Annotated in this window: 22 protein-coding genes; 10 read left to right on the top strand and 12 right to left on the bottom strand. The window is 65.6% G+C overall.

The features are described from left to right. Positions 1-30 precede the first annotated feature (30 nt). The 5 genes from IP89_RS13825 to metG are packed head-to-tail and all read right to left on the bottom strand — an operon-like array spanning position 31 to position 4,716. On the bottom strand, positions 31-429 hold the full coding sequence (locus IP89_RS13825) for a DUF350 domain-containing protein (protein ID WP_043310149.1): 399 nt from the start codon (positions 427-429) through the stop codon (positions 31-33). Between the two features lie 5 nt (positions 430-434). Next, positions 435-1,550, bottom strand: coding sequence for a glutathionylspermidine synthase family protein (locus tag IP89_RS13820; RefSeq protein WP_043310148.1), 1,116 nt, complete (start codon positions 1,548-1,550; stop codon positions 435-437). Next, positions 1,550-1,870 (bottom strand): hypothetical protein, encoded by a 321-nt coding sequence (locus IP89_RS13815; RefSeq protein WP_043310147.1) that lies wholly within the window; start codon positions 1,868-1,870, stop codon positions 1,550-1,552. Before IP89_RS13815 ends, IP89_RS13820 begins: the two co-directional genes overlap by 1 nt. Then, a complete protein-coding gene (locus tag IP89_RS13810) occupies positions 1,867-2,655 on the bottom strand; it encodes a DUF4349 domain-containing protein (RefSeq protein ID WP_043310146.1) in 789 nt (262 codons plus the stop codon). Before IP89_RS13810 ends, IP89_RS13815 begins: the two co-directional genes overlap by 4 nt. A 24-nt stretch (positions 2,656-2,679) precedes the next feature. After that, complete coding sequence (gene metG, locus IP89_RS13805; protein ID WP_043310145.1) at positions 2,680-4,716, bottom strand: methionine--tRNA ligase; 2,037 nt, start codon at positions 4,714-4,716, stop codon at positions 2,680-2,682. A 133-nt stretch (positions 4,717-4,849) separates the two neighbouring features. On the opposite strand from metG, the gene apbC reads away from it, so the two are divergent. Continuing rightward, positions 4,850-5,944: an iron-sulfur cluster carrier protein ApbC gene (gene apbC, locus IP89_RS13800; protein ID WP_043310144.1), complete on the top strand. Its 1,095-nt coding sequence runs from the start codon at positions 4,850-4,852 to the stop codon at positions 5,942-5,944. Positions 5,945-5,948: 4 nt separating this feature from the next. On the opposite strand, the gene IP89_RS13795 is transcribed toward apbC, so the two are convergent. Then, positions 5,949-6,437, bottom strand: coding sequence for a rod shape-determining protein (locus tag IP89_RS13795; RefSeq protein ID WP_043310143.1), 489 nt, complete (start codon positions 6,435-6,437; stop codon positions 5,949-5,951). A gap of 146 nt (positions 6,438-6,583) precedes the next feature. On the opposite strand from IP89_RS13795, the gene dcd reads away from it, so the two are divergent. Next, a complete protein-coding gene (dcd, locus tag IP89_RS13790) occupies positions 6,584-7,150 on the top strand; it encodes a dCTP deaminase (RefSeq protein ID WP_043310142.1) in 567 nt (188 codons plus the stop codon). A 46-nt stretch (positions 7,151-7,196) separates the two neighbouring features. Here the strand turns inward: dcd and IP89_RS13785 are convergent, their stop codons facing one another. Both IP89_RS13785 and IP89_RS13780 read right to left on the bottom strand, forming a co-directional pair. Continuing rightward, positions 7,197-7,640, bottom strand: coding sequence for a potassium channel family protein (locus IP89_RS13785; protein WP_043310141.1), 444 nt, complete (start codon positions 7,638-7,640; stop codon positions 7,197-7,199). 7 nt (positions 7,641-7,647) lie between these two features. Further along, the gene (locus tag IP89_RS13780) at positions 7,648-8,754 is read right to left on the bottom strand and encodes an AI-2E family transporter (RefSeq protein ID WP_043310140.1); all 1,107 of its coding nucleotides are present in this window, start codon (positions 8,752-8,754) and stop codon (positions 7,648-7,650) included. 197 nt (positions 8,755-8,951) lie between these two features. Between IP89_RS13780 and IP89_RS23375 the strand changes: the two genes are divergently transcribed. Then, positions 8,952-9,122: a hypothetical protein gene (locus tag IP89_RS23375; protein WP_156115053.1), complete on the top strand. Its 171-nt coding sequence runs from the start codon at positions 8,952-8,954 to the stop codon at positions 9,120-9,122. Positions 9,123-9,128: 6 nt separating this feature from the next. Here the strand turns inward: IP89_RS23375 and nadE are convergent, their stop codons facing one another. From nadE to IP89_RS13765, 3 genes are read right to left on the bottom strand one after another with little or no spacing between them, the layout of a single operon-like run. Beyond that, the gene (gene nadE / locus IP89_RS13775) at positions 9,129-9,956 is read right to left on the bottom strand and encodes an ammonia-dependent NAD(+) synthetase (RefSeq protein ID WP_043310139.1); all 828 of its coding nucleotides are present in this window, start codon (positions 9,954-9,956) and stop codon (positions 9,129-9,131) included. Positions 9,957-9,966: 10 nt separating this feature from the next. Then, positions 9,967-11,160 (bottom strand): nicotinate phosphoribosyltransferase, encoded by a 1,194-nt coding sequence (gene pncB, locus IP89_RS13770; protein ID WP_043310138.1) that lies wholly within the window; start codon positions 11,158-11,160, stop codon positions 9,967-9,969. A 2-nt stretch (positions 11,161-11,162) separates the two neighbouring features. Then, positions 11,163-11,849: a nicotinamidase gene (locus tag IP89_RS13765; protein WP_371261950.1), complete on the bottom strand. Its 687-nt coding sequence runs from the start codon at positions 11,847-11,849 to the stop codon at positions 11,163-11,165. 101 nt (positions 11,850-11,950) lie between these two features. On the opposite strand from IP89_RS13765, the gene IP89_RS13760 reads away from it, so the two are divergent. From IP89_RS13760 to putP, 7 genes are all read left to right on the top strand, one after another. Continuing rightward, positions 11,951-12,640: an NUDIX domain-containing protein gene (locus tag IP89_RS13760; protein WP_043310136.1), complete on the top strand. Its 690-nt coding sequence runs from the start codon at positions 11,951-11,953 to the stop codon at positions 12,638-12,640. Positions 12,641-12,715: 75 nt separating this feature from the next. After that, positions 12,716-13,387 carry a methylamine utilization protein gene (locus IP89_RS13755; protein WP_043310201.1) on the top strand — a complete coding sequence of 224 codons (672 nt, stop codon included), beginning with the start codon at positions 12,716-12,718 and terminating at the stop codon, positions 13,385-13,387. Next, the gene (locus tag IP89_RS13750) at positions 13,371-15,719 is read left to right on the top strand and encodes a bifunctional diguanylate cyclase/phosphodiesterase (RefSeq protein WP_043310135.1); all 2,349 of its coding nucleotides are present in this window, start codon (positions 13,371-13,373) and stop codon (positions 15,717-15,719) included. The genes IP89_RS13755 and IP89_RS13750 overlap by 17 nt, the downstream gene beginning before the upstream one ends. A gap of 2 nt (positions 15,720-15,721) precedes the next feature. Continuing rightward, entirely contained in the window at positions 15,722-16,576 is an 855-nt protein-coding gene (locus IP89_RS13745; RefSeq protein WP_043310134.1) for a DUF3034 family protein, read from the top strand. An 8-nt stretch (positions 16,577-16,584) separates the two neighbouring features. Continuing rightward, positions 16,585-17,007, top strand: coding sequence for a group 1 truncated hemoglobin (locus tag IP89_RS13740; protein ID WP_371261952.1), 423 nt, complete (start codon positions 16,585-16,587; stop codon positions 17,005-17,007). Between the two features lie 105 nt (positions 17,008-17,112). Further along, a complete protein-coding gene (locus IP89_RS13735; protein WP_043310132.1) occupies positions 17,113-19,074 on the top strand; it encodes a CHASE3 domain-containing protein in 1,962 nt (653 codons plus the stop codon). Between the two features lie 385 nt (positions 19,075-19,459). Beyond that, positions 19,460-20,953, top strand: coding sequence for a sodium/proline symporter PutP (gene putP, locus IP89_RS13730; protein WP_043310130.1), 1,494 nt, complete (start codon positions 19,460-19,462; stop codon positions 20,951-20,953). Between the two features lie 162 nt (positions 20,954-21,115). Here putP and IP89_RS13725 read toward each other — a convergent pair whose 3' ends face one another. Beyond that, entirely contained in the window at positions 21,116-22,918 is a 1,803-nt protein-coding gene (locus IP89_RS13725; RefSeq protein WP_043310129.1) for a monovalent cation:proton antiporter-2 (CPA2) family protein, read from the bottom strand. Positions 22,919-23,077 lie beyond the last annotated feature (159 nt).

Here is a 23,077-nt window from a genome sequence, read left to right as displayed (position 1 = left end):
CCTATCCCTCAACGCTAGCTCAGCGGGCAGTCAGTAGACCATGCACGCGGCATTGATCAGACCCACGCTCAGGGCCAGACCGCCGAGGAATACACCATGCGCCAGTTGGCCTTCGGCTATGCCCTGCTTCAGCTCCGGTAGCAGGCGCGCGGCGGCCAGGTACACCAGAGCCTGTACCAGCAGGGCGATAAAGCCCCAGATCAGCATGTCCTGCAGACTGACGCTGTGAGCAATGCAGCTGGCCAGTGGCAAGGCGAAGCCGAGTACGGCGCCGAGCAGGGCCACGGCAGCGGCCAGGTTGCCCTGGCGAATCAGCTTGAGCTCGGCGTAGGGCGTCAGGTGCAGGTAGAGGCTGATGAACAGACCGAACAGGGCCAGGGCGGTGGTGAAGTAGAACAGGAAGTTCGGCAGGTTTTGCAGCAGGGCCATGGCGGTCACTCGATGAAGTAATGGGGGAGGAAGCGACTACTGTCGCGGGTGATGGGCGTGGCGTCTTCGCGGATGCCGAGGCCGGCAGCCTGGTCACCGACCATCCAGCAGCCCAGCACGGTGTAGCTATCTGCAAAGCGCGGCAACGGCGCATAGGCCTGGTAGATGCAGGCATCGGCGGCGTGTGGGCCGTCGCTTTCGAGCGTCTGGCCGGTGCCGACTATCTGGATGTTCTGCCCCTCGCGGGCGTACAGCGGCTTGCGTACGTAAGGCTCGGGCAGGTCGGCGGCGAAGCTGGACGGCAGCAGGTTGGGGTGCCCTGGATTGCGTTGCCAGAGGATTGGCAACATGGCCTTGCTCGACAGAAGCAGCTTCCACGCCGGCTCCTGGAAGCGGATACCGCTGCTGCCGACATGGGAGCTGAATTCGTCCTGCAGCAGCCATTCCCAAGGGTAGAGCTTGAAGCAGTGTTCGATGGAGCGCTCATGCTGGTCGACGAAGATCCGACGCTGCTCGTCGTAACCGATGGCTTCGATCGGTACGTAGTGGGTCGGCAACCCGGCCTGGTGCGCCACGTCGAGCATGTAGAGGACGTTGCCGGTGTCTTCCTCGTGGCCCTCGATGGCGGCGAAATACACGCGGCCGTGACCGATCTGGTGCCAGCGCTCGATCAGCTTCTCGTGCAGCGAGTTGAACTGGTCGGCTTCGGGCAGAACGTCACGTAGCCAGTACCACTGCACCACGCTGGCTTCCAGCAGGCCGGTAGGAGTGTCGGCGTTGTACTCCAGCAGCTTGGGCTCGCCCTGGCCGTTCCAGGAAAAGTCGAAACGACCGTAGAGCGCCGGCTCCTGGCGTTGCCAGGAATCTACTATCAGTTGTTCTGCGCTTGGCGGCAGGGCGAAAGGGGCGAAGTGGCGTTGCTCGATCACCCATTGAGCTGCGTCCAGGTACAAGCGATGCAGTTCCTCGGCGGCTGCTTCCAGAGTTTCGACCTGGGCCAGGCTCAGCTCGTAGGCGGCCGACTCGTCCCAGTAGGTACCGTCGATGCTGTGGAAAGTGAAACCCAGCTCTTCGCACTGCTGGCGCCAGTGCGGGCGTGGGGTGAAGTCGACTCGGCGCATCAGCCGCCCGCCGAATAGCGGGCGCCACTGAAGCCGAAGCCGCTGCGCTTGACGGTTTCGCGGACTGCCACGCTGTGCGGTTGTATGGTGCGTGGCCGGGCGTCCGACTCGTAGCTTGGGCCGTAGTAGCGGCCCGAACCGCTATAGCCTGAGCCGCTGCTGGAGCTTTCCTCCTGGCACGCACCGGAATAGCGGCCCCAGTCTGCCTCGCATTCAGCCTTGCTGCGGTATTGGTCGCGGTAGACGTTGCCGTGGTGCAAGGCGGCCAGCAGTACGCCACCCGACAGCACGCAGGTGGTGACGAATTCGGACTTCTTCATCGAATGTCTCGTACGGAATTACGGGTGATGCGCCGCCACAGCCAGCGCAATAGCAGGGCCAGAGGGAAGAGGATGACCAGGAAGGGCAGGCCGTAGCCGACGAATTCGATTACCGCAGCTGTGCCTTCGGCCAGGTTGTCCAGCAGGCGTGCGGCGGCATTGCCGATCAGGCCCAGGCGCGAGCGCTCGCGCGGGCCGGTGAAGTTCAGGGTCAGCAGGTTGGTATCCAGACGGCGCTGCTGCTGGGCAGCCTCCTGGCTCAGGGCCTGCAATTGCACCTCGATGGCCGCCAGCTCCTTGGCCAGGGCCAGCAGGTCGGCGACCGTGAGGCCGTCACGGCTCTGGTATTGCTGCAGTGTCTGTTGCTGGCGCAGTAGTTGGTCGTGCTGCTGGCGGTTGTCCGTTATGACTTGGGCCAGATCTTCGGCGCGGGTGAGGCGACTGACCTGTTCGCCACCTTCAGCTGCCAGGGCGGTGAGCTTTTCCACGCCGCCCGGAGCGATGCGCAGGGTCAGTTCGCCGCGTGGATACTGGCCCGAGCTCTGCTCAGCCGCGATCAGACTGCAAGCACCGAAACGCTCGTCCAGGCAGGCCTGGCGAGTGGCGGCCAGGCGCTCGGTGATGCGTTCGCCTGGCAGTTCGATACCTACATGGTGCTCATAGGCCAGGTAGCTCCCGGCCTTGTTGCTTTCGCCCTGTAGGGCGGCTGCGCCCGAACTTTCGCCGCCCTTGTCCGAGCAGCCGGCCAGTGCGGCCAGCAGCAGGGCCACTGTCCATTTGTTCATATCAGCATCCTTGCTTGGTGGGGCTTACTTGACGCGTTGGCCGGGCTTGGCGCCGCTGTCCGGGCTGAGCAGGTAGATTTCCTCGCCGCCTGGGCCGGCGGCCAGGACCATGCCTTCGGAGACGCCGAACTTCATCTTGCGCGGGGCCAGGTTGGCCACGTACAGAGTCAGGCGGCCTTCCAGCTTGCTCGGGTCCGGGTAGGCGGACTTGATGCCGGAGAACACGTTGCGCTTCTCGTCGCCGATGTCCAGCGACAGGCGCAGCAGCTTGTCGGCACCTTCGACGAACTCGCACTTCTCGATCAGGGCGATACGCAGATCTACCGCTGCAAAAGCGTCGAAGTTGATCTCGGCGGCCAGCGGGTCCTTGGTCAGTTCACCGTTGCCCGCAGGCTTGCTGGCTTCGGCGGCGAGGTCTTCCTTGGAGGCTTCGGTCATGGCTTCGATCTTCGCGGGTTCGATACGGGTCAGCAGCGGGTTGAACGGGTTCAGCTGGTGGTTGGCCAGCGGGGTGGCCAGATCATTCCAGGTCAGCGGAGCGACGTTGAGGAAGGCCTCGGCGTCGGCGGCCAGCTTCGGCAGCACCGGCTTGAGCAGGATCACCAGCTGGCGGAACAGGTTGACGCCCAGGGCGCAGATGTCCTGCACCTCGGCCTGCTTGCCCTCGACCTTGTTCAGCGCCCACGGCGCCTTGTCGGCGATCCAGGCGTTGGCGCGGTCGGCCAGGGCCATGATCTCGCGCATGGCGCGGGAGAAGTCGCGGGCTTCATAGGCGTCGGCGATGCTCGGGGCGGCGGCCTGGAAGGCGGCCCACAGCTCCGGCTCGGGGTTGGCGTCGACCAGCACGCCGTTATTGCCTTTGTGGATGAAACCGGCACAGCGGCTGGCGATGTTGACCACCTTGCCAACCAGGTCGGAGTTGACCTTCTGTACGAAGTCTTCGAGGTTCAGGTCGAGATCGTCGACGCCACGGCCCAGTTTGGAGGCGTAGTAGTAGCGCAGGTATTCCGGGTTCAGGTGGTCCAGGTAGGTGCGCGCCTTGACGAAGGTGCCGCGCGACTTGGACATCTTCTGGCCGTTGACGGTCAGGTAGCCGTGCACGTTGACCGCGGTGGGCTTGCGGTAGCCGGCGCCTTCGAGCATGGCCGGCCAGAACAGGGCGTGGAAGTTGACGATGTCCTTGCCGATGAAGTGGTACAGCTCGGCAGTCGAATCCTTGTTCCAGAAAGCGTCGAAGTCCAGCTCCGGACGCTTGGCACAGAGGTTCTTGAAGCTGGCCATGTAGCCGATCGGCGCGTCCAGCCAGACGTAGAAGTACTTGCCCGGCTCGTCGGGAATCTCGAAGCCGAAGTACGGTGCATCGCGGGAGATGTCCCACTCCTGCAGGCCGCCATCCAGCCATTCGGCGATCTTGTTGGCCACCGCGTCCTGCAGGGTGCCGCTGCGGGTCCAGGTCTTCAGCATGGCCTCGAAGTCGGGCAGCTTGAAGAAGAAGTGCTTGGAGTCCTTGAGTACCGGTACGGCGCCGGAGATAGCCGAGCGCGGGTTCTTCAGCTCGGTCGGCTCGTAGGTGGCACCGCATTTCTCGCAGTTGTCGCCGTACTGGTCCTCGGCCGCGCATTTCGGGCAGGTGCCCTTGATGAAGCGGTCGGCGAGGAACATACCCTTCTCGGGGTCGAAGTACTGGGTCACCGAGCGGGTGGCGATATGGCCGGCGTCGCGCAGCTTGAGGTAGATGGCGGCGGACAGCTCGCGGTTTTCTTCGCCGTGGGTCGAGTGATAGTTGTCGAAGTCCACGCCGAAGTCGGCGAAGTCGGCCATATGCTCGGCCTGGACGTTGGCGATCAGCTGTTCCGGTGTGATGCCTTCCTTTTCGGCGCGCAGCATGATGGCCGAGCCGTGGGCGTCGTCGGCGCAGACGTAGATGGCCTGGTTGCCGCGCAGCTTCTGGAAGCGCACCCACATGTCGGTCTGGATGTACTCGAGCATGTGGCCGAGGTGGATCGAGCCGTTGGCGTAGGGCAGGGCGCTGGTAACGAGAATCTTGCGGGCTTCGGACATGGTGATCGGGCCGTGACGGTATTACGAAGGAAGTCGGCCACTATATAGGCGCAGCGGTTTTTTTTCATCCGTACGGGGCGTGGCCCTAGGGTAATATGCCCGCCTGTTTTGCTCTGCCTTTCGGAGTTGCCCCATGAGCGCCGTCACCCGCGAAGCGGTCGAAGCCCGCCTGCGTCAGTTCACCGACCCCCATCTGAATCAGGATCCGGTCAGCGCCGGCTGCCTGCGCGAAGTCGATATCCAGGGCGGCAAGGTCGCCGTACGTCTGGAGCTGGGCTACGCCGCCGGGCTGTTCAAGAACGGCTGGGCGCAGATGCTGCAGATGGCCCTGGAGGGCCTGGATGGTGTGGAATCGGCGCGGGTGCAGGTCGATGTGGCCATCGCCGCGCACAAGGCCCAGGAGCAGGTGCCGGCGCTGGCTGGGGTGAAAAACATCATCGCCGTGGCCTCCGGCAAGGGCGGCGTGGGCAAGTCCACCACCGCCGCCAACCTGGCCCTGGCCCTGGCCCGCGAAGGTGCCCGTGTCGGTATCCTCGACGCCGATATCTACGGTCCCAGCCAGGGCATCATGTTCGGCATCCCGGAAGGTACCCGGCCGCGGGTCCGCGACCAGAAGTTCTTCGTGCCGCTGGAAGCGCACGGCGTGCAGGTGATGTCCATGGCCTTCCTCACCGACGACAGCACCCCGGTGGTCTGGCGCGGCCCGATGGTCTCCGGCGCGCTGCTGCAGCTGGTGACACAGACCGCCTGGGATGACCTGGACTACCTGATCGTCGACATGCCGCCGGGTACCGGCGACATCCAGCTGACCCTGGCGCAGAAGGTGCCGGTGGCTGGTGCAGTGGTTGTCACCACCCCGCAGGACCTGGCGCTGCTGGACGCCAAGAAGGGCGTGGAGATGTTCCGCAAGGTCAATATCCCGGTGCTCGGCGTGGTGGAGAACATGGCCGTGCACATCTGCAGCAACTGCGGCCATACAGAGCATCTGTTCGGCGAGGGCGGCGGAGCCAAGCTTGCCGCCCAGTACGGCGTTGATCTGCTGGCCTCGCTGCCGCTATCCATGGCCATCCGCATGCAGGCCGACGGCGGCAAGCCGACCGTGGTGGCCGACACCGAGAGCCAGATCGCCATGATCTACCAGGAAACCGCGCGTAGCGTCGGTGCGCGCATCTCCCAGTCCGGCCTCGGCGCTCAGGCGATGCCGACCATCGAGATCAGCGACGACTGACGCCTCAGGGCGTCAGCAGCGAGCCGCCGTCTGTGGGGAACTGCCGGGAACGCAGTTCCTCGGCGGTCAGCTCGCGGCCGGTCCAGAGGTGGACCTTGTTGGCGCCCGCGCCACGACACAGCTCGTAGAGGCCGCGCCGTTCCATCTGCGTCAGTCCGCCTTCCAGATGCTCGAGCGGATGCAGCACCACTTCCGGCTTGAGGAAGGTTTTCCCAGCAATCTGGCGTACAAGTAGCTGCAGAGTCTTCTCGGCGACGGCGAAATCGGCCAGCAGCGAGCGTGGGTGATCGAAGCCGTTGAGTATCTCCACCTGTGGCTGTCCCTGCAGCTTTGCTGCGGCATGGCCCACGGCAATGGCTTCGCGCTTGCCCTTGAGGGTTTGCAGCGCCAGCACCGGTGGTTCGTCGAAGGCCTTGCCGGACGGCAGGAGCAGGCCGCTGATGCTCTGCGAGCTGAGCTTGAGGTAGAGCAGGGGGATGAACTGGTCGAACATGCAGGTATCCGTTCCTGATGGGGAGGGCGCCCAGCCTAGCGGGCGTGCGCCTCGCCGTCGACCGGCCCGGGAGGCCTTTGCCGGATGCCGTGGCGCCCGGTAAGATGCGCGATCATTTTTCAGCCAACAGCTTCAGGACGCCCGCCATGAGCATCAAATCGGACAAGTGGATTCGCCGCATGGCCCAGGAACACGGGATGATCGAGCCGTTCGTCGAGCGTCAGATCCGTGGTGCCGACGACAACAAGGTGATCTCCTACGGCGTTTCCAGCTATGGCTACGACGTGCGCTGCGCCGCCGAATTCAAGGTGTTCACCAACATCCACTCGGCCGTGGTCGACCCGAAGAACTTCGACGAGAAGAGCTTCGTCGACATCAACAGTGACGTCTGCATCATCCCGCCGAACTCTTTCGCCCTGGCCCGCACCGTCGAGTACTTCCGCATCCCGCGCGACGTGCTGACCATCTGCTTGGGCAAGAGCACCTACGCGCGTTGCGGCATCATCGTCAACGTCACCCCGCTGGAGCCGGAGTGGGAAGGCCACGTGACCCTGGAGTTCTCCAACACCACCAACCTGCCGGCGAAGATCTATGCCCACGAAGGTGTGGCGCAGATGCTGTTCCTGCAGTCCGATGAGGCCTGTGAGGTGTCGTACCGTGATCGCGGTGGCAAGTACCAGGGCCAGACCGGTGTGACCCTGCCCAAGGCCTGATGCCTTGGTCGAACGAAAAGCCGGGCATTGCCCGGCTTTTTGCATTCTATGACTGTTGTTTCCGCAGTTGCTGGGCGTAGCCCTTCATCTCATCGCTGACGGCCGCCGTCATCGTGGCGGTGGAGACACCGAACATCAGGATGCCGTTGGCGGCTTCGAGAAGGCTGAGCAGCCGCCAGTGGTCGGTAAGCACCACATCGCCATAGCCCAGGGTGGCAAAGGTCACGCCGGAAAAGTACAGGGCCTCGGCAAACCCCTCGAATTCGCCGAGGGCCATGTACAGGCCGGCCCAGATGTTCATCTGCAGGAAGTTGCCGAGCAGTAGCAATAGCATCACCAGGGCCATCATGCGGATATGGGCCGTCATCGAAGCTTCGCCCAGTTGGCGTTTGCGGCGCACATAGAAGCGCAGGCTGAGGGCCACCATCAGTGCCTGCAGCAGCAGGCACAACAGCATCACCGGCAGGCCGACCAGCAGGTTCAGGAGCATGCGGGGCTCAGGGCTCGCCCGCTGGGCCGGGCTGTGCAGGTGGCGCCGGTTGCTGGTCCACCCACTGCCAGAACAGTTTGTAGCCGACGGCCAGCAATACCGGGCCGATGAACAGGCCGATGATGCCGCCCACCACCATGCCGCCGAGGGCGCCGATCAGCACCACTGGCATCGGTACGTCCACTCCGCGGCCCAGCAGCATGGGCTTGAGCACGTTGTCCGCCATGCCGGCGACGAAGGTGTAGATGGCGAAGATGATCACCGCCACGCTGGGGCCCTCGGTGAAAAACACGTATGCGATCACCGGTAGGGTGATCAGCGTGGCTGGCAGCTGCATGATGCCGATGATCAGTACGCCCAGGGCCAGCAGGCCGGCGCCGGGCACGCCCTTGACGATGAAGCCGGCGCCGATCAGCAGCATCTGGATGAAGGCGATGCCGATTACCCCCTGGGCCACCGCGCGGATGGTGGCGGTGCACAGCGCGGTCATGCCCTGGCCGTGGCCTTCGGCGACCACCCGGTTGGCGATGCGCAGGGCGCTGGCGTGGCCACTCTGGCCGTAGGCCATGATGACGCCGGCGATGATCAGCGCGCCGATGAACACCAGCAGGCCGACGCCGGCGCCGGCCAGCTTGCTCAGCAGTCCCAGGGCTGCGCCCTTCATATGTGGAGCGGCCTGCTGCAGCGCGCTGCTGAGATCGGCAGCGGTCTGCGCCCAGAAGGCGTGCAGCGGTTGGCCGATCAGCGGCCAGTCGGCGATGGCGGCGGGTGGTGCGGGGATATGTACGCCTTCCTCCTTGACCACGGCGATCACGCTCTGCACCGACTCGGTCAGCGAGGCGCCGAGCAGATAGGCAGGCACCAGCAGGATGGCGATGGCGATGACCACCAGCAGCACCGCGGCGCGACCTTCGCCACCGCCGATGCGCGCCTTGAGCATGCCGTGCAGCGGATAGAGGGTGACGGCGAGGATGGTCGCCCAGGCCATCAGACTGAGGAAGGGGTGGAAGATCTCGTAGCAGGCCACCACCAGCGTGGCGATGAGGCCGGCGCGGATCAGCGTATCGAGCAGTGTGCGGGGGATGCGAGGGTCGATCGGCGGAAGGTTGGACATGAGCGGTTCCTTGCCTGGGCCTGGGTTTTCACGTCAGCCCGACTCACTGCACGGGCCGCGCTGTGAGCCTAGTTCGCCCTGTCCGACTTTGCTGCAAGGCGTCTGGAGTGCCTGTTTACCCGTGGGGGAGGAGATCATGTGAATTCCTGTGGCGGGGCGGACTCTACCTTTCAGAGTTCGCCACGGAGGATTTCGTCATGGATTCAGCCACGCATACCAGCACGCGCCTTGCGGCGCAGGGGGGCGGCATTCCCGGTCAGCCCGACCCGGATACCCCGGACCTGCCCCACGAGCCGAATCTGCCGCCACCGCCGGGCGAGCCGACCATTCCCGATCAGCCGCCGCCCGATCCCATCGCCAGGGGCTGAGCCGCCTCAGGGCACCAGCGGCAGTTCGCGCTTGTGGCGGGTGTTGTCGTAGGTGCGCACGATGGTGGCGTAGGCCGCGTCGCTGACCTGCTCGCCATGCAGGAAGGCGTCGATCTCGGCGTAGGTCACGCCGTGGGCCTCTTCGTCCGGTTTGCCCGGGCGCAGTTCTTCCAGGTCGGCGGTCGGCGTCTTCATCACCAGGTGCTGCGGCGCGCCCAGGTGCTTGGCGATGGCGCGCACCTGATGCTTCACCAGGCCGGACAGCGGGGCCAGGTCGCAGGCGCCGTCACCGAACTTGGTGAAGAAGCCCATTACCGCCTCCGCGGCGTGGTCGGTGCCGATCACCAAGCCGTTGTTGGCGTTGGCGATGGCGAACTGAGCGACCATGCGGATGCGCGCCTTGATATTGCCGTTGACGAAGTCGCGGCGCGCGTCGCTGAGCTTCTGCAGATGGGCGACCTGCTCGCCGAGGCCGCGCACGCTGCCGGCGATATTGACGGTGTCGTTCTCGTCGGCGCGGATGAAGGTCAGCGAATCCTGGGCGTCGTGCTCGTCGTGCTGGGTGTCATGGGGCAGGCGCACGGCGATAAAGCGATACCCCGAATCTCCAGTCTCGGCGCGCAGCTCCTCGACCGACAGCTGGGCCAGGCGCCCGGCGGTCAGCGAGTCGACGCCGCCGCTGACGCCCAGCACCAGCACCTTGAGGCCGGAGTTCTTCAGGCAGTTCTTGATGAATGTCTTGCGCTTGTCGATCTGCGCCAGCAGGGCGGCTTCGTCGGCGAAGGGCGGCACCACGTCGAGGGCGGCGGCGATTTCGGCTTGGCGGTTGCTCATGACTGGGTCCTCATACGCGGAAAACGTGTTTCAGGTAGCTGACGAAATTCTCGTCGCGGCACTGGGTCTTGCCCGGTGTGTCGGAAATCTTGGCGACGGGCTGGCCGTTGCAGGCGGTCATCTTGATCACGATGTTCATCGGTTCGACGCCGGGGATGTCGCAGGTCAGCTTGGTGCCGACGCCGAAGCTTACGTTGATACGACCGGAAAGTGCACGGTAGAGCTGCAGCGACTTCTCGAAGTCGAGGCCGTCGGAGAACACCAGGGTCTTGCTCATGGGGTCGATGCCGAGTTTCTCGTAGTGGGCGATGGCCTTCTCCGCCCACTGCAGCGGATCGCCCGAGTCGTGGCGCAGGCCGTCGAACAGCTTGGCGAAGTACAGATCGAAGTCACGCAGGAAGGCATCCATTGTGATGCAGTCGGTCAGGGCGATGCCGAGCAGGCCGCGGTACTCGCGTACCCAGCAGTCCAGCGCGGCGCTCTGGCTGTCGATCAGGCGCGGGCCGAGCTGCTGGTGGGCCATCAGCCATTCATGGGCCATGGTGCCGAGCGGTCGCAGGTCCAGCTCGCGGGCCAGGTGCACGTTGCTGGTGCCGACGAAGCGCCCGGGGAAGTCGCGCTTCATGATCCGCACCATCTGCTCCTGCACGCGGTAGGAGAAGCGTCGGCGGGTACCGAAGTCGGCCACCTGGAAGCCATCCAGCTCGCTGGCCGAGGCCTCGCGCTTGAGCCAGTCGAACTTCTCGTACAGGCGCTCGCTGGCTTGCTCCAGCAGGACCTCTCGGTAGCGGTAGCGGTTGCGCACCTCGCTGATGATCGCCAGTAGCGGGATCTCGTAGAGGATCACGTGCAGCCAGGGGCCACGCAGGCGGATGCACAGCTGGCCATCCTCGATGCCGGCCTGAACGTGGCGCGGGTTGAAGCGGAACAGGCCGAGGAAGCGGATGAAATCGGCCTTCATGAACGGGATGCGTTCGAGGAAGCCCAACTGGTCGGCGGTGACCTCCAGCTCGGCCAGGCGCTCGATCTGGTAGCGAATCTCGGCCAGGTAGGGCGTCAGGTCCTCGCTGTTGCGGCAACGGAACTCCCACTCCACCTCGGCGTTGGGATAGTTGTGCAGCACCGCCTGCATCATCGTCAGCTTGTAGAAGTCGGTGTCCAGCAGGTTCTGCACGATGCGTTCGGCAAATACGCTCTCGGCCATGATCAGTTGTCTCCATCCGTGTTCAGCGTGGCATCCAGCTCGTCCAGGCTGGCATGCAGGGCGATGCCGGCGGCGCGCATCTCGGCGCAGGCGGCGTTCGCAGTGTCTTCGGCAATGGCCCGGCAGGCCGGCAGGTAGACATCGACCGTGAAGCCGGCGCGGCGCAGTTGCAGGGCAGTGGTCTTGACGCAGTAGTCCAAAGCCAGGCCGCCAACCAGCACGCGCTCCACGCCATTCTGCCGGAGAAACTCGATGGCTCCCGTGCTGCGCTTCTCGGCCAGGTCGTGGTAGCAGGCGCCGTAGGGGTGCAGGTCTGGCTCCACGCCTTTCCATATGAAGTAGTCGTAGTCGAGCGGGGCGGGCAGCTCGTCGAGCAGCTCGAAGCCCGGCGTGCCCGGCACGCAGTGGCTGACCCAGGACAGATCGGCATTGGCCAGCGGCAATGGCTTGAGCATCTCCGCGTGACTCGGTACCACCCAGGCAGCCTGCGGGCTGTGCGCATCCTTGCTGCCCAGGCGCAGGCTGGCGCGTTCGGCCAGTTGGTTGAGAGCCGGGGCGATGGCATCGCCGCCGGGAACCGGCAGCTCGTCCGGGCATAGGGGAGTGAAACCCTTTTGCGCATCGACGTCGAAGCTGGCGATTTTCATCTTGGCATTCCTCGTTGCCGTGGAGATGGCTACATATTCCATCTGATGAAATAAGTTAGCAAGCGATTTTTCTCTCTGCGGGGTGAAACTCCAGGATTTATTCGTCAAGATGAAATAAGTCTGAAGATGACGAAGGAGAGGGCATGGCTTCCGCCGAAGTGCTGGCCGGGGTAGATATCGTGGCGCTACGCCTGGGCGAGGCGGGGCTGGAGCTGTTGCTGATCCGCCGCGCCCAGGCGCCGTTTGCTGGCGAATGGGCGCTGCCTGGCGTGTTGGTCAACGGCCGCAGCGCCGATGCCAGCCTGGACGCCGCCGCCGAGCGTGCGCTGCAGGACAAGGCGCGCATCGTGCCGGCCCACCTGGAGCAGGTGGCCACCGTGGGTAATGCGCTGCGCGACCCGCGTGGCTGGTCGCTGTCGACTTTCTATCTCGCATTGCTGGAGCCCGACGTCGAGCTGCAGGGTGATGACCTGCGTTTCGTTGCTCTGGCCGAAGTGCTGGCAGGGCGCCTGGCGTTGCCCTTCGACCACGCACAACTGGTGGCCCAGGCTGCCGAGCGCCTGGCCGGCAAGGCGGTGTACACCTCGCTGCCGCTGTATCTGCTGGCGCCGCGTTTCACCGTCACCGAGGCTCTGTCCGCGTTCCAGGCCTGCCTCGGCCAGGCGGTGCAGCACACCACTCTGCGCGGGCGCCTGGAGAAGATGAAGCAGCACGCCTGGATCGCCGACACCGGCGAGAAGAACCAGCCGAAGATGGGCCGCCCGCAGAACCTGCTGGAGCATCGTCCGCAGGAGCCGGGTGGCTTCATCTTCGACCGCAGCGTGCTGTCCTGATGGCGTGAATCGACTACGCTGCGAGAAGTCCCGCAGCACAGTCGCCCGCTCCGGCGAGTTATGGAAGTCATCGCCATGCAGCTCCGTGTTCCTGCCCTGGCAGTCGTGTTCGGCTGCATCGCCATGCCCCTCGCCGCCGCTAGCCTCACGGCCGAGCTGGTGGATGCCCAGGGCCAGCCGCTGGCCAATGCGGTGCTCAGCCTCAAAGGCGCCGCTGCGCCTGCCCAGCCTGCGCCCGGCATCATGGACCAGCGCGACAAGCAGTTCATGCCCACCGTGCTGGCTGTACGCAGTGGTACCGCGGTGAAGTTTCCCAACAGCGACAACATCCGCCACCACGTTTATTCCTTCTCGCCGCCCAAGCGCTTCGAGCTGCGCCTGTACAAGGGCACGCCCAGCGATCCGGTGCTGTTCGACAAGCCGGGTGTGGTGGTACTCGGCTGCAACATCCACGACTGGATGGTGGGCTACATCTATGTCACCGACGACCCCTGGTTCGCCGTGAGCGATGCGCAGGGCCGCCTGCTGATCGACAACCTGCCGGCGGGCAGCTATGAGGTCTCGCTCTGGCACCCGCAGCTAGCGAACATGCTGCCGCAGGCGGCCGGCAGCCTGCAGGTGCCGGCGCAGGGCCTGACCCAGCGTTTTCCCCTGGCTGTGACTGGCGCCGCTGCTGCGCCGGCGGCACCGCAGTCGAGCGGCTTCGGTGACGCCTTCAGGAAGGCCACGCGTGAAGTTCAGCCATAGCTTCCAGTCGCGCATCGCCGGTGTACTGATCCTGCTGTTGCTGGTGGTGGTCGGCGCGCTGTACTTCTCGGTCAAGGCGGCCACCAATGCGGCGGTGCAGAGCCAGCTGCGCGAGGAACTGGGCGTCGGCGGTCGGGTGCTGGAGCAGCTGATCGAGCTGCGCGGGAGCCAGTTGCGCGACGCCGTGCAGGTGCTGGCGGCGGACTTCGGCTTCAAGGATGCGGTGGCCAGCGGCGACCGCGAGACCATTGGCTCGGCCCTGAGCAACCACGGAGCGCGGATCAACGCCGACGCCGTGCTGCTGTTCGGTCTGGACGGCAGTCTGCAGGGCAGCAGCGACGACCACATCGGCGCCACTGCGGCCGAGCGCCTGGCCGGCAGCCTGGCGGGGCCGGCCGGGCAGGGCGCGCGGGTGTTGCTGCTACCACTGGATGGCGAGCTGTACCTGCTGGTGGACTCCGTGGTCAGCGCGCCGCTGCCGATTGCCCGGGTAGTGATGGGTTTCCACATCGATGAAGCCTTCGCCCAGGAGCTGCGCGAGCTGACCCATCTGGAGCTGACCCTGGTATCCATCGAGCATGGCGCCGCGACCGGCTGGGTCAGCACCCTGCCGGCGAGCCTGCACGGGCGTGTGCGCGAGGAAATCCTGCGGCTGAGTCCGGAGGGCAGTGGCCGCCTGCTGCAGGCCGATGGGCAGCGCTACCTCGGCGAATGGCGCACCCTGGCCGACACCGACGGCTATCAGGTGCTGGCACTGCTGCACAAGTCGCTGGATCAGGCGGAGCAGGCGTTCGCGCCGCTGGACCACGACATCCTGCTGATCGCCCTGGCCGCCTTCTTCGGCTCGCTGCTTGGCGCTCTGCTGCTGGCGCGCAGCCTGGCCCAGCCGGTGCAGTCGCTGGCCCGCGCGGCGCAGCGCATCGGCCAGGGCGACTACCGTACCGCGATCAGCCTGCAGCGCCGCGACGAGCTGGGCAGCCTGGCCCAGGCCTTCACCCGCATGCAGGAAGACATCGCCGAGCGCGAACGCCAGCTGGCGCACAACGCCCTGCACGATGGGTTGACCGGGCTGCCCAACCGTACCCTGGCGCTGGAGCGCCTGGGCAGCGCGATCAGCGCGGCGCGGCCTGTCGCCCTGTTGCACGTCGGGGTGGTCAACTACCGCACCATTCTCACCAGCTGTGGTGTCGAGGGTGCCGACCTCGCTCTACAGCAGCTCAGCCGGCGCCTGCAGGCGACCCTGCGCCCCGGTGACAGCCTGGCGCGGGTTGTGACCGACGAGCTGCTGCTGATGCTGGAGAGCAGCGATAGCGACAGCGCCGTCGCTGCGGCGGATCGCCTGCAGCAGTTGCTGCTCAAGCCCATGCGCGTCGGCACCCTGGATATCGCCCTGGACTGCAGCATCGGCATCGCCAGCTATCCGGCCCATGGCGACAACCCGGACGATCTGCTGCGCCGCGCGGCCATCGCCATGCAGGACGCCGCCCAGCAGTCCGGACGCCTGGAGGTCTACCAGCAGGGCCGAGACGACGCGCACCAGCGCCAGATCAGCCTGATCCGCGACCTGCGCCATGCCGCCGAGCAGGGCGAGCTGCTGCTCTACTACCAGCCCAAGCTGGATATCGCCAACCGCCGGGTCCACGAGGCCGAAGCGCTGCTGCGCTGGAGTCACCCGCACTACGGCATGGTCTCGCCCGGCGAGTTCATTCCCCTGGCCGAGCGCACCGGCAGCATCCAGATCCTCACCACTTGGGTGATCGGCGAGGCCGTGCGCCAGCTGCACGAATGGAACGAGCAGGGCCTGCGCATGCACATCTCGCTGAACATCTCGGCCGAGGACCTGATCGACCTGCAACTGGCCGAACGGGTTGGCCGGCTGCTCAAGGATCAGAACGTGGCGGCCGAGCAACTGGTGTTCGAGATCACCGAGAGCGCCATGATGCAGGACCAGCAGCGCGCCCTGGAGGTGCTGCAGCGCCTGCGTGAGCAGGGCATCCAGCTGTCGGTGGACGACTTCGGCACCGGCTACTCTTCTCTGGCCCAGCTCAAGCGCATGCCGGTGCAGGAACTGAAGATCGACCAGTCGTTCATCCGCGAGCTGGACGCGCACAGCGAGGACGCGGTGATCGTCCGCTCGACCATCGAGATGAGCCACAGCCTGGGCCTGCGAGTAGTTGCCGAGGGCATCGAGCACGCGCCGATGCTCGAGCTGCTGGCCGGCTGGGGCTGCGACACCGCCCAGGGTTACTTGATCGGCAAACCGATGGCCGCCGCCGCGTTCGAACAGTGGCTGCGGCAGTGGCAAGGTTCTCCTCTGGCAAAGGTATTCTGAGCATGCTCAAGCGCCTGACCATTCTTCTCTGCGGCCTGTTGCCCGCTCTCGCCGGCGCCGAGCAGGGGCGCATTCTGGCCACCGGTGGCGCCACCAGCATCGACGGCGCGGCCGGCGGTGGCATCGTGCCCTGGGCAGTCATCGCCGGTTATGGCGAGGAGGGCGAGTGGGGCGGCAGCAGTTTCCTGACGCGGGTCGAGACCGGCGACTATCGCCTGGATGTCGGTGGCCTGGCCGTGTCCTACGGCAACCGCATGGAGCTGAGCTACGCCCGCCAGCGCTTCGACCTGGGCACCCTGGCGCGCGACCTGAGCCTGCCGGACAAGAGCCTCAGCCAGGACATAGTCGGGCTCAAGGTGCGCCTGTTCGGCGACCTGATCTATGACCGCCTGCCGCAGGTCTCCCTGGGCCTCGAATACAAGCGGCAGAAGGACTTCCTGGTGCCGAGCCTGATCGGCGCCGAGCGCGACGAGGACACCGAGGCCTATCTTGCGGCCAGCCGCCTGTTCCTCGGTGGCGCCTTCGGCTACAACCTGCTGCTCAACGGCAATCTGCGCTACAGCCGGGCCAACGAGCAGGGCCTGCTGGGCTTCGGTGGTGACCGCCGCGACAAGCACTCGGTGCTCAAGGAAGGCTCCGTCGCCGTGCTGCTCAACCCGCGCTGGGCGATAGGGGTGGAATACCGCGAGAAGCCGGACAACCTCAGCTTCGCTGGCGAGAACGACTGGTCCGACCTGTTCGTCGGCTACTTTCCCAACAAGCACCTGGCCGTGGTGCTGGCCTACGCCCGTTTGGGCGAGATCGCCGGCCTGGACAACCAGGACGGTGTCTACCTGTCTGTACAAGGGAGTTTCTGACCATGCGCCTGCCGTCGTTGCTGCTGGCCCTGCTGCTCACCGCCTGTACCAGTGCTCCGTTGCCGCCGCCCAAGGATGACAGCCTGTACCGCGGCCTCGGCGAGCTACCCGGCATCACCCGCATCGTCGAGGGCATGCTGCTCAATGCCGCGCGCAACCCGCGCATCACCCATCACTTCGACGATATCGACATCGAGCGCCTGCGCGACAAGCTGGTGGAGCAGATCTGCGTCGAGGCGGGCGGTCCCTGTGAGTACACCGGCGACAGCATGGAAGAGAGCCACAAGGGCCTCAACATCGATCGTGGCGACTTCAACGCATTGGTCGAGGACCTGATCGATGCGATGGAAGCCGAGGGCGTCGCCGTGCCGGTGCAGAACCGCCTATTGGCGCGCCTGGCGCCGATGCGCGAGCAGATCATCGAGCGCTAGCGTCAGTCTTTACCGATGGAGGCGGGCCGCAGCCCATGGGCCAAATCGGCGATTCTGAGCTATCACTGATGACGGGGAGTCATAACGAGCCTGGGAGGCAGGGACATGAGGTTATCGATCGGGGCGAAGCTGTGGGGCAGCTTCAGCGCGATTCTGCTGGTCTTGGTCGTCATCGGCGGCATTTCCTACCGCAACACGCTGCACATGCAGGAGACCGCGCGCTGGGTCGCGCACACCCATGAAGTGGTGGCGCAGCTCAATACTCTGCTGTCGCTGGTGAAGGACGCCGAGACCGGCCAGCGCGGCTACCTGATCACCGGCTCCGATCAATATCTGGAGCCCTACGCCGCGGCCCTGCCACGGGTAGACGGAGAACTGGGCAGCCTGCGCCAGCTGACCATCGACAACCCCGAACAGCAGCGCCGTCTGGCGCAGCTGCGACCACTGGTCGAGCGGCGCCTGCAGTCGCTGGCCAGCACCATCGACCTGCGCCGCCAACAGGGCCTCGAGGCTGCCCGCCAGCAGGTGCTGACCGACCAGGGCAAGCAGCTGATGGACCAGATTCGTACCCTGGTGGGCGAGATGGTCGCCGACGAGCAGAGCCTGCAGGCCAAGCGTGATCTGGCCGCGACCGAGAGTGCGGCGGAGACGCAGCAGGCCATCCTGATCGGCCTGATCCTGTCGGCCCTGATCGTGGTGGCCGCGGCACTGTTCCTCACCCAGCACATCGCTCGCCCGCTGCGCGCGGTCAGCGAGGTGGCGGACAAGGTCAGCGCCGGCAACTTGGCCGTCGAACTAAGCGTGCATGCGCGCTCGGACGAGGTCGGCGCACTGCAGGCGGCCATCGTGCGCATGCTGCAGTCGCTGCGCCAGACCGCCGAGTCGGCGCGGCAGATCGCCGCCGGCAACCTGAGTGTCGAGGTGCAGCCGCAGTCGCAGGACGACCAGTTCGGCCAGGCCTTCGCCGCGATGATCCAGGCGCTGCGCCACACTGCCGAGTCGGCGCGGCAGATCGCCGCCGGCAACCTGGCCGTCGAGGTACAACCACAGTCGCATGACGACCAGTTCGGCCAGGCCTTCGCGCGCATGCTGCAGTCCCTGCGGCAGATGGCCGAATCGGCACGGCAGATCGCCGCCGGCAACCTGACCATCGAGGTCCGCCCGCAATCGCACAATGACCTGCTCGGCAATGCTTTCGCCCAGATGCTGGTCGACCTGCGCCAGATCAACGGTGATATCCGCGGTGGTATTGGCGTGCTCACCGATTCGGCCAGCGAGATCGCTGCCGGCGCCTACCAGATCGCCGCCGGCACGGCCGAGACCGCCACCGCCATCAGCGAGACCAGCACCACGGTGGAGGAGATCAAGCAGACCGCGATGCTTTCCAGCCAGCGCGCGCTGTCGGTGTCACAGACGGCGCAGCGTTCGATCCAGGTATCCCAGGACGGTCGCCGCGCGGTGGAGGAAGTGGTCGAGGGCATGCGCCGCATCCACCAGCAGATGGATCAGGTCGGCGAGAACATCACCCACCTGGCCGAGCAGGTGCAGACCATTGGCGAGATCATCGCTACGGTCAACGACCTGGCCGAACAGTCCAACCTGCTGGCGGTCAACGCCTCCATCGAAGCGGCCAAGGCCGGCGAGCAGGGCAAGGGCTTCTCGGTAGTGGCGCAGGAGGTGAAGAGCCTGGCCGAGCAGTCCAAACAGGCCACTGTGCAGGTGCGCGGCATCCTCGGCGAAATCCAGCGCGCCACCAGCAGCACCGTGCTGGCGGCGGAGCAGGGCAGCCGGGCGGTCAGCGAAGGGGTGAAACAGTCCGGCCTGGCCGGTGAGGCCATTCGTCTGCTGTCGCTGAATATCGACGAGGGCGCCCAGGCGGTGGCCGAAATCGCCGTCTCGGCCCAGCAGCAGCTGGCCGGTATGGATCAGCTGGTACAGGCCATGGAGAGCATCCGCGAGGCCAGCGCGCAGAACATGTCCAGCTCCAAGCAGGCCGAGTCGGCTGCCCAGGGCCTGCACAAGCTGGGGCAGAAGATGAAGGACATGCTGGCACGCTTCCAGTTCTGAGTTTCTGCCGTGCTCCGGAGTTTTTCGCAAAAACTCCGGAGATTTTCGCAAGAACCTGTCATCCCCCAGTCACTAGAGTCCTGCATCCCGTTCTGGCGATCGCCTGCGCGTTGCGTGCTTGTTTCGCCAGAACAATGGACTAAACCGAAGGTATGGGCTCGTCCCTTGTCGGAGGTCGTCATCCTGACAGGGTGCGCATTGCGTGCCCTGTTGGCGTTTCCGGGAGGGAAGCGGGTGATGCGGCGCCGGCAGCGGGCGTCCACTTTATGGTGCCCTGGTCAAACCATCAGGGCGCCCGGATGTCCGCCACGAGCGGACGCGTTTGCCAACCCTGCCGCGAACGACCCGTCGCGGCGCATAAAAACAAGCGAGAGGGTATCCCCCCATGACAGCTAGCACCCCCATGCTGATTACCTTCGTGGTGTACATCGCCGCGATGATCGCAATCGGCTTTGCTGCCTACCTGGCCACCAAGAACTTCTCCGACTACATCCTCGGCGGTCGCAGCCTCGGTAGTTTCGTTACCGCCCTGTCCGCCGGCGCCTCCGACATGAGCGGCTGGCTGCTGATGGGCCTGCCAGGCGCGATCTTCGTTGCCGGCATCTCCGAGAGCTGGATCGCCATCGGCCTGATCATCGGCGCCTGGCTCAACTGGCTGCTGGTTGCCGGTCGCCTGCGCGTGCAGACCGAGCACAACGGCAACGCCCTGACCCTGCCGGACTTCTTCACCAACCGCTTCGAAGACAACAGCAAGATCCTGCGCATCTTCTCCGCGCTGGTGATCCTGGTGTTCTTCACCATCTACTGCGCCTCGGGCGTGGTGGCCGGTGCCCGCCTGTTCGAAAGCACCTTCGGCCTGTCCTATGACACCGCCCTGTGGGTCGGCGCCGCGGCGACCATCGCCTACGTGTTCATCGGTGGCTTCCTGGCAGTGAGCTGGACCGACACCGTGCAGGCCACCATGATGATCTTCGCCCTGCTGATCACCCCGGTGTTCGTGGTGCTCGCCCTCGGCGACTTCGATGCGGCCATGGCCACCATCGAGCAGGCCAACCCGGCCAACTTCGACATGTTCCGCAATCTGTCCTTCATCGCGATCATCTCGCTGCTGGGCTGGGGCCTGGGCTACTTCGGCCAGCCGCACATCCTGGTGCGCTTCATGGCTGCCGACTCGGTCAAATCGATCCCGGCCGCCCGCCGCATCGGCATGGCCTGGATGATCCTCTGCCTCGGCGGCGCCGTGGCCGTGGGCTTCTTCGGTATCGCCTACTTCAACAACAACCCTGATCTGGCTGGCCCTGTTCACGAGAACGGCGAGCGCGTGTTCATCGAACTGACCAAGATCCTGTTCAACCCCTGGGTTGCCGGTGTAGTTCTGTCCGCCATCCTGGCCGCAGTAATGAGCACCCTGAGCTGCCAGCTGCTGGTCTGCTCCAGTGCCCTGACCGAAGACTTCTACAAGGCCTTCCTGCGTAAGAGCGCTTCGCAGAAGGAACTGGTCTGGGTCGGCCGCGCCATGGTGCTGCTGATCGCCGTGATCGCCATCCTCATCGCGCAGAACCCGGACAGCAAAGTACTGGGCCTGGTTTCCTACGCCTGGGCTGGCTTCGGTGCTGCCTTCGGTCCGGTGGTGATCCTGTCCCTGATGTGGAAAGGCATGACCCGTAACGGCGCCCTGGCCGGCATGGTCGTCGGTGCTGCCACCGTGATCATCTGGAAGAACTGGATCGGCATGGGTCTGTACGAAATCATCCCGGGCTTCATCCTGGGTACCATCGCCATCCTGGTCTTCAGCCGCATCGGCAACGCTCCGACCGCCAGCATGCTGCAGCGCTTCGACGAAGCCGAGAAGGAATACCAGGACGCTCACGTCCGCTAAGCAATACCCCCACGCGTTCGGCCGGTCGTCCGAGCGCGTGTCACTCCCAGGGCAGCCACCCTCATCGGTTGCCGGCGGAGTTCACCTACGACCCGATAGTGCTTTGTGGCCCGCGTCCGATGACAGCGGGCCTTTTTTTGCCTGCAGGAAAGCTTGCGCGCCTCAGGTGGCGCGCTGGTCGTCGTCGCTGTTGAACAGGGTTTCCAGGTCCAGACGGGCCTGGCGAGCGGTCTGTTGTACCGCGGCCTGGTTGTCGTAGACCTTGTGCTGCGCCTCCAGCACTTCTTCGTCGTGGCGCTGGAAGCGGCGCAGACGCGCCTGCGCCTGTTCCTCGCTCAGGCCCAGGCCGCGCAGCACCTGGCGACTCATCTCCAGGCTGGAGTGGAAGGTCTCGCGCACGGCCAGGGCGTTGAGGTCCCACAGCTTGTGCACGTGCTGGCGGTTGCGCGCACGGGCGATGACCTTCACATGCGGGTAGAGCTTGCGCACCAGTTCGGCGGTCTTGAGGTTGGTCTCCGGGTCGTCGGTGGCGACGATGAACCACTCGGCCTTGTCCACCTGGGCGGCGCGCAGGATCTCCGGGCGCAGCGGGTTGCCGTAGAAGATCGGCATCTGCCCTAGGCTGCGCGACATCTCCACCGCGTCCACCGAGTTGTCCAGGGCGACGAAAGGCACATGCTGGGCACGCAGCACCCGCGCCACCACCTGGCCCATGCGACCCATGCCGGCCAGCACCACGCGCGGCGTGTCGCTGTCCACCGTCTCCAGCTCTGGCGGAACCTCGCGGGCGCTGGCGGGCGGGCTCTTGAACCAGTGCGCGACCAGCATCACCAGCAGAGGGGTGAGGGCCATCGACAGGGTGATGGAGATCACCAGCAGGTCGTGGATATGCGCATCGAGCAGCTGCTCGTTGCGCGCCATGCGGAACACCACGAAGGCGAATTCACCGCCGGCCGCCAGCAGTACGGCCAGGCGTAGTGCGCTGCTGCGCGACAGGCCACCGGCAAGGCGGCCGACCACCAGCAGCACCGGCAGCTTGAGGCCAATCAGCAGCAAGGTCAGGCCCAGTACCAGCAGTGGTTCCTGCCACAGCAGCTGGAGGTTGGCGGCCATGCCTACGCTGATGAAGAACAGCCCGAGCAGCAGGCCCTTGAACGGTTCGATCTGCGACTCCAGCTCGTGGCGGTACTCCGAGTCCGCCAGCAGCATGCCGGCGAGGAAGGCGCCCAGGGCCATGGAGATGCCGGCCAGCTCCATCAGCCAGGCGGTGCCGATCACCACCAGCAGGGCGGTGGCAGTGGAGACCTCGTGGCTGCCGCTCTTGGACACGATGCGGAACACCGGGCGCAGCAGGTAGCGGCCGCCGAGCACCACCAGGGCGATGCTGCCGAAGACTTCCAGCAGGCCGCGCAGCTCGTTGCCCGGCAGCGGGTGCGGGCTGGCGTCGCCGAGCATCGGCACCAGGGCGATCAGCGGGATGGCGGCGATGTCCTGGAACAGCAGGATGGCGAAGGCCATGCGCCCGTGTGGGCTGGTCAGTTCCTTGCGTTCGGCCAGCAGCTGCAGGCCGAAGGCGGTGGAGGAGAGCGCCAGGCCCAGGCCGAGAACCATGGCCACCGGCAGCGGCTGGTGGAAGCCGAACAGCGCCACCGTACCGATCACCAGGGCAGTGAGCAGCACCTGGGCCAGGCCGACGCCGAACACCGCCTTGCGCATCACCCACAGGCGCTTGGGCGACAGCTCCAGACCGATGATGAACAGCAGCAGGACCACGCCCAGCTCGGAGAAGTGGCTGACGCTCTCGGTGTCGCCGATCAGTCCGAGCACGGATGGGCCGATCAGCACGCCGGCCAGCAGGTAGCCGAGCACGGCGCCCAGTTGCAGGCGCTTGGCCAGAGGCACCGCGAGCACTGCGGCGCAGAGGAATACGACTGCGCCCTGCAGCAGGCTGCCGTCATGTGGCATGGAAATCTCCCGTTCAAATGATTCGAGGTTAACAGCTAGCGGCTGCGCTCGCGTCGGGCGTGGCGTCGCAGCCACGGCGTTATGGCGTAGGGTCTGTTGACGTTCCGGCGCAAGCCGCGTTGCCGCGAAAAATCTCGCCAGGCTAGGCGTGGGACGCAG

Origin of the sequence: Pseudomonas sp. ML96, from assembly GCF_000761545.1 — a bacterium.
Taxonomy (GTDB): Bacteria; Pseudomonadota; Gammaproteobacteria; order Pseudomonadales; family Pseudomonadaceae; genus Aquipseudomonas.
This window is presented reverse-complemented; position numbering and strand designations above follow the sequence as displayed.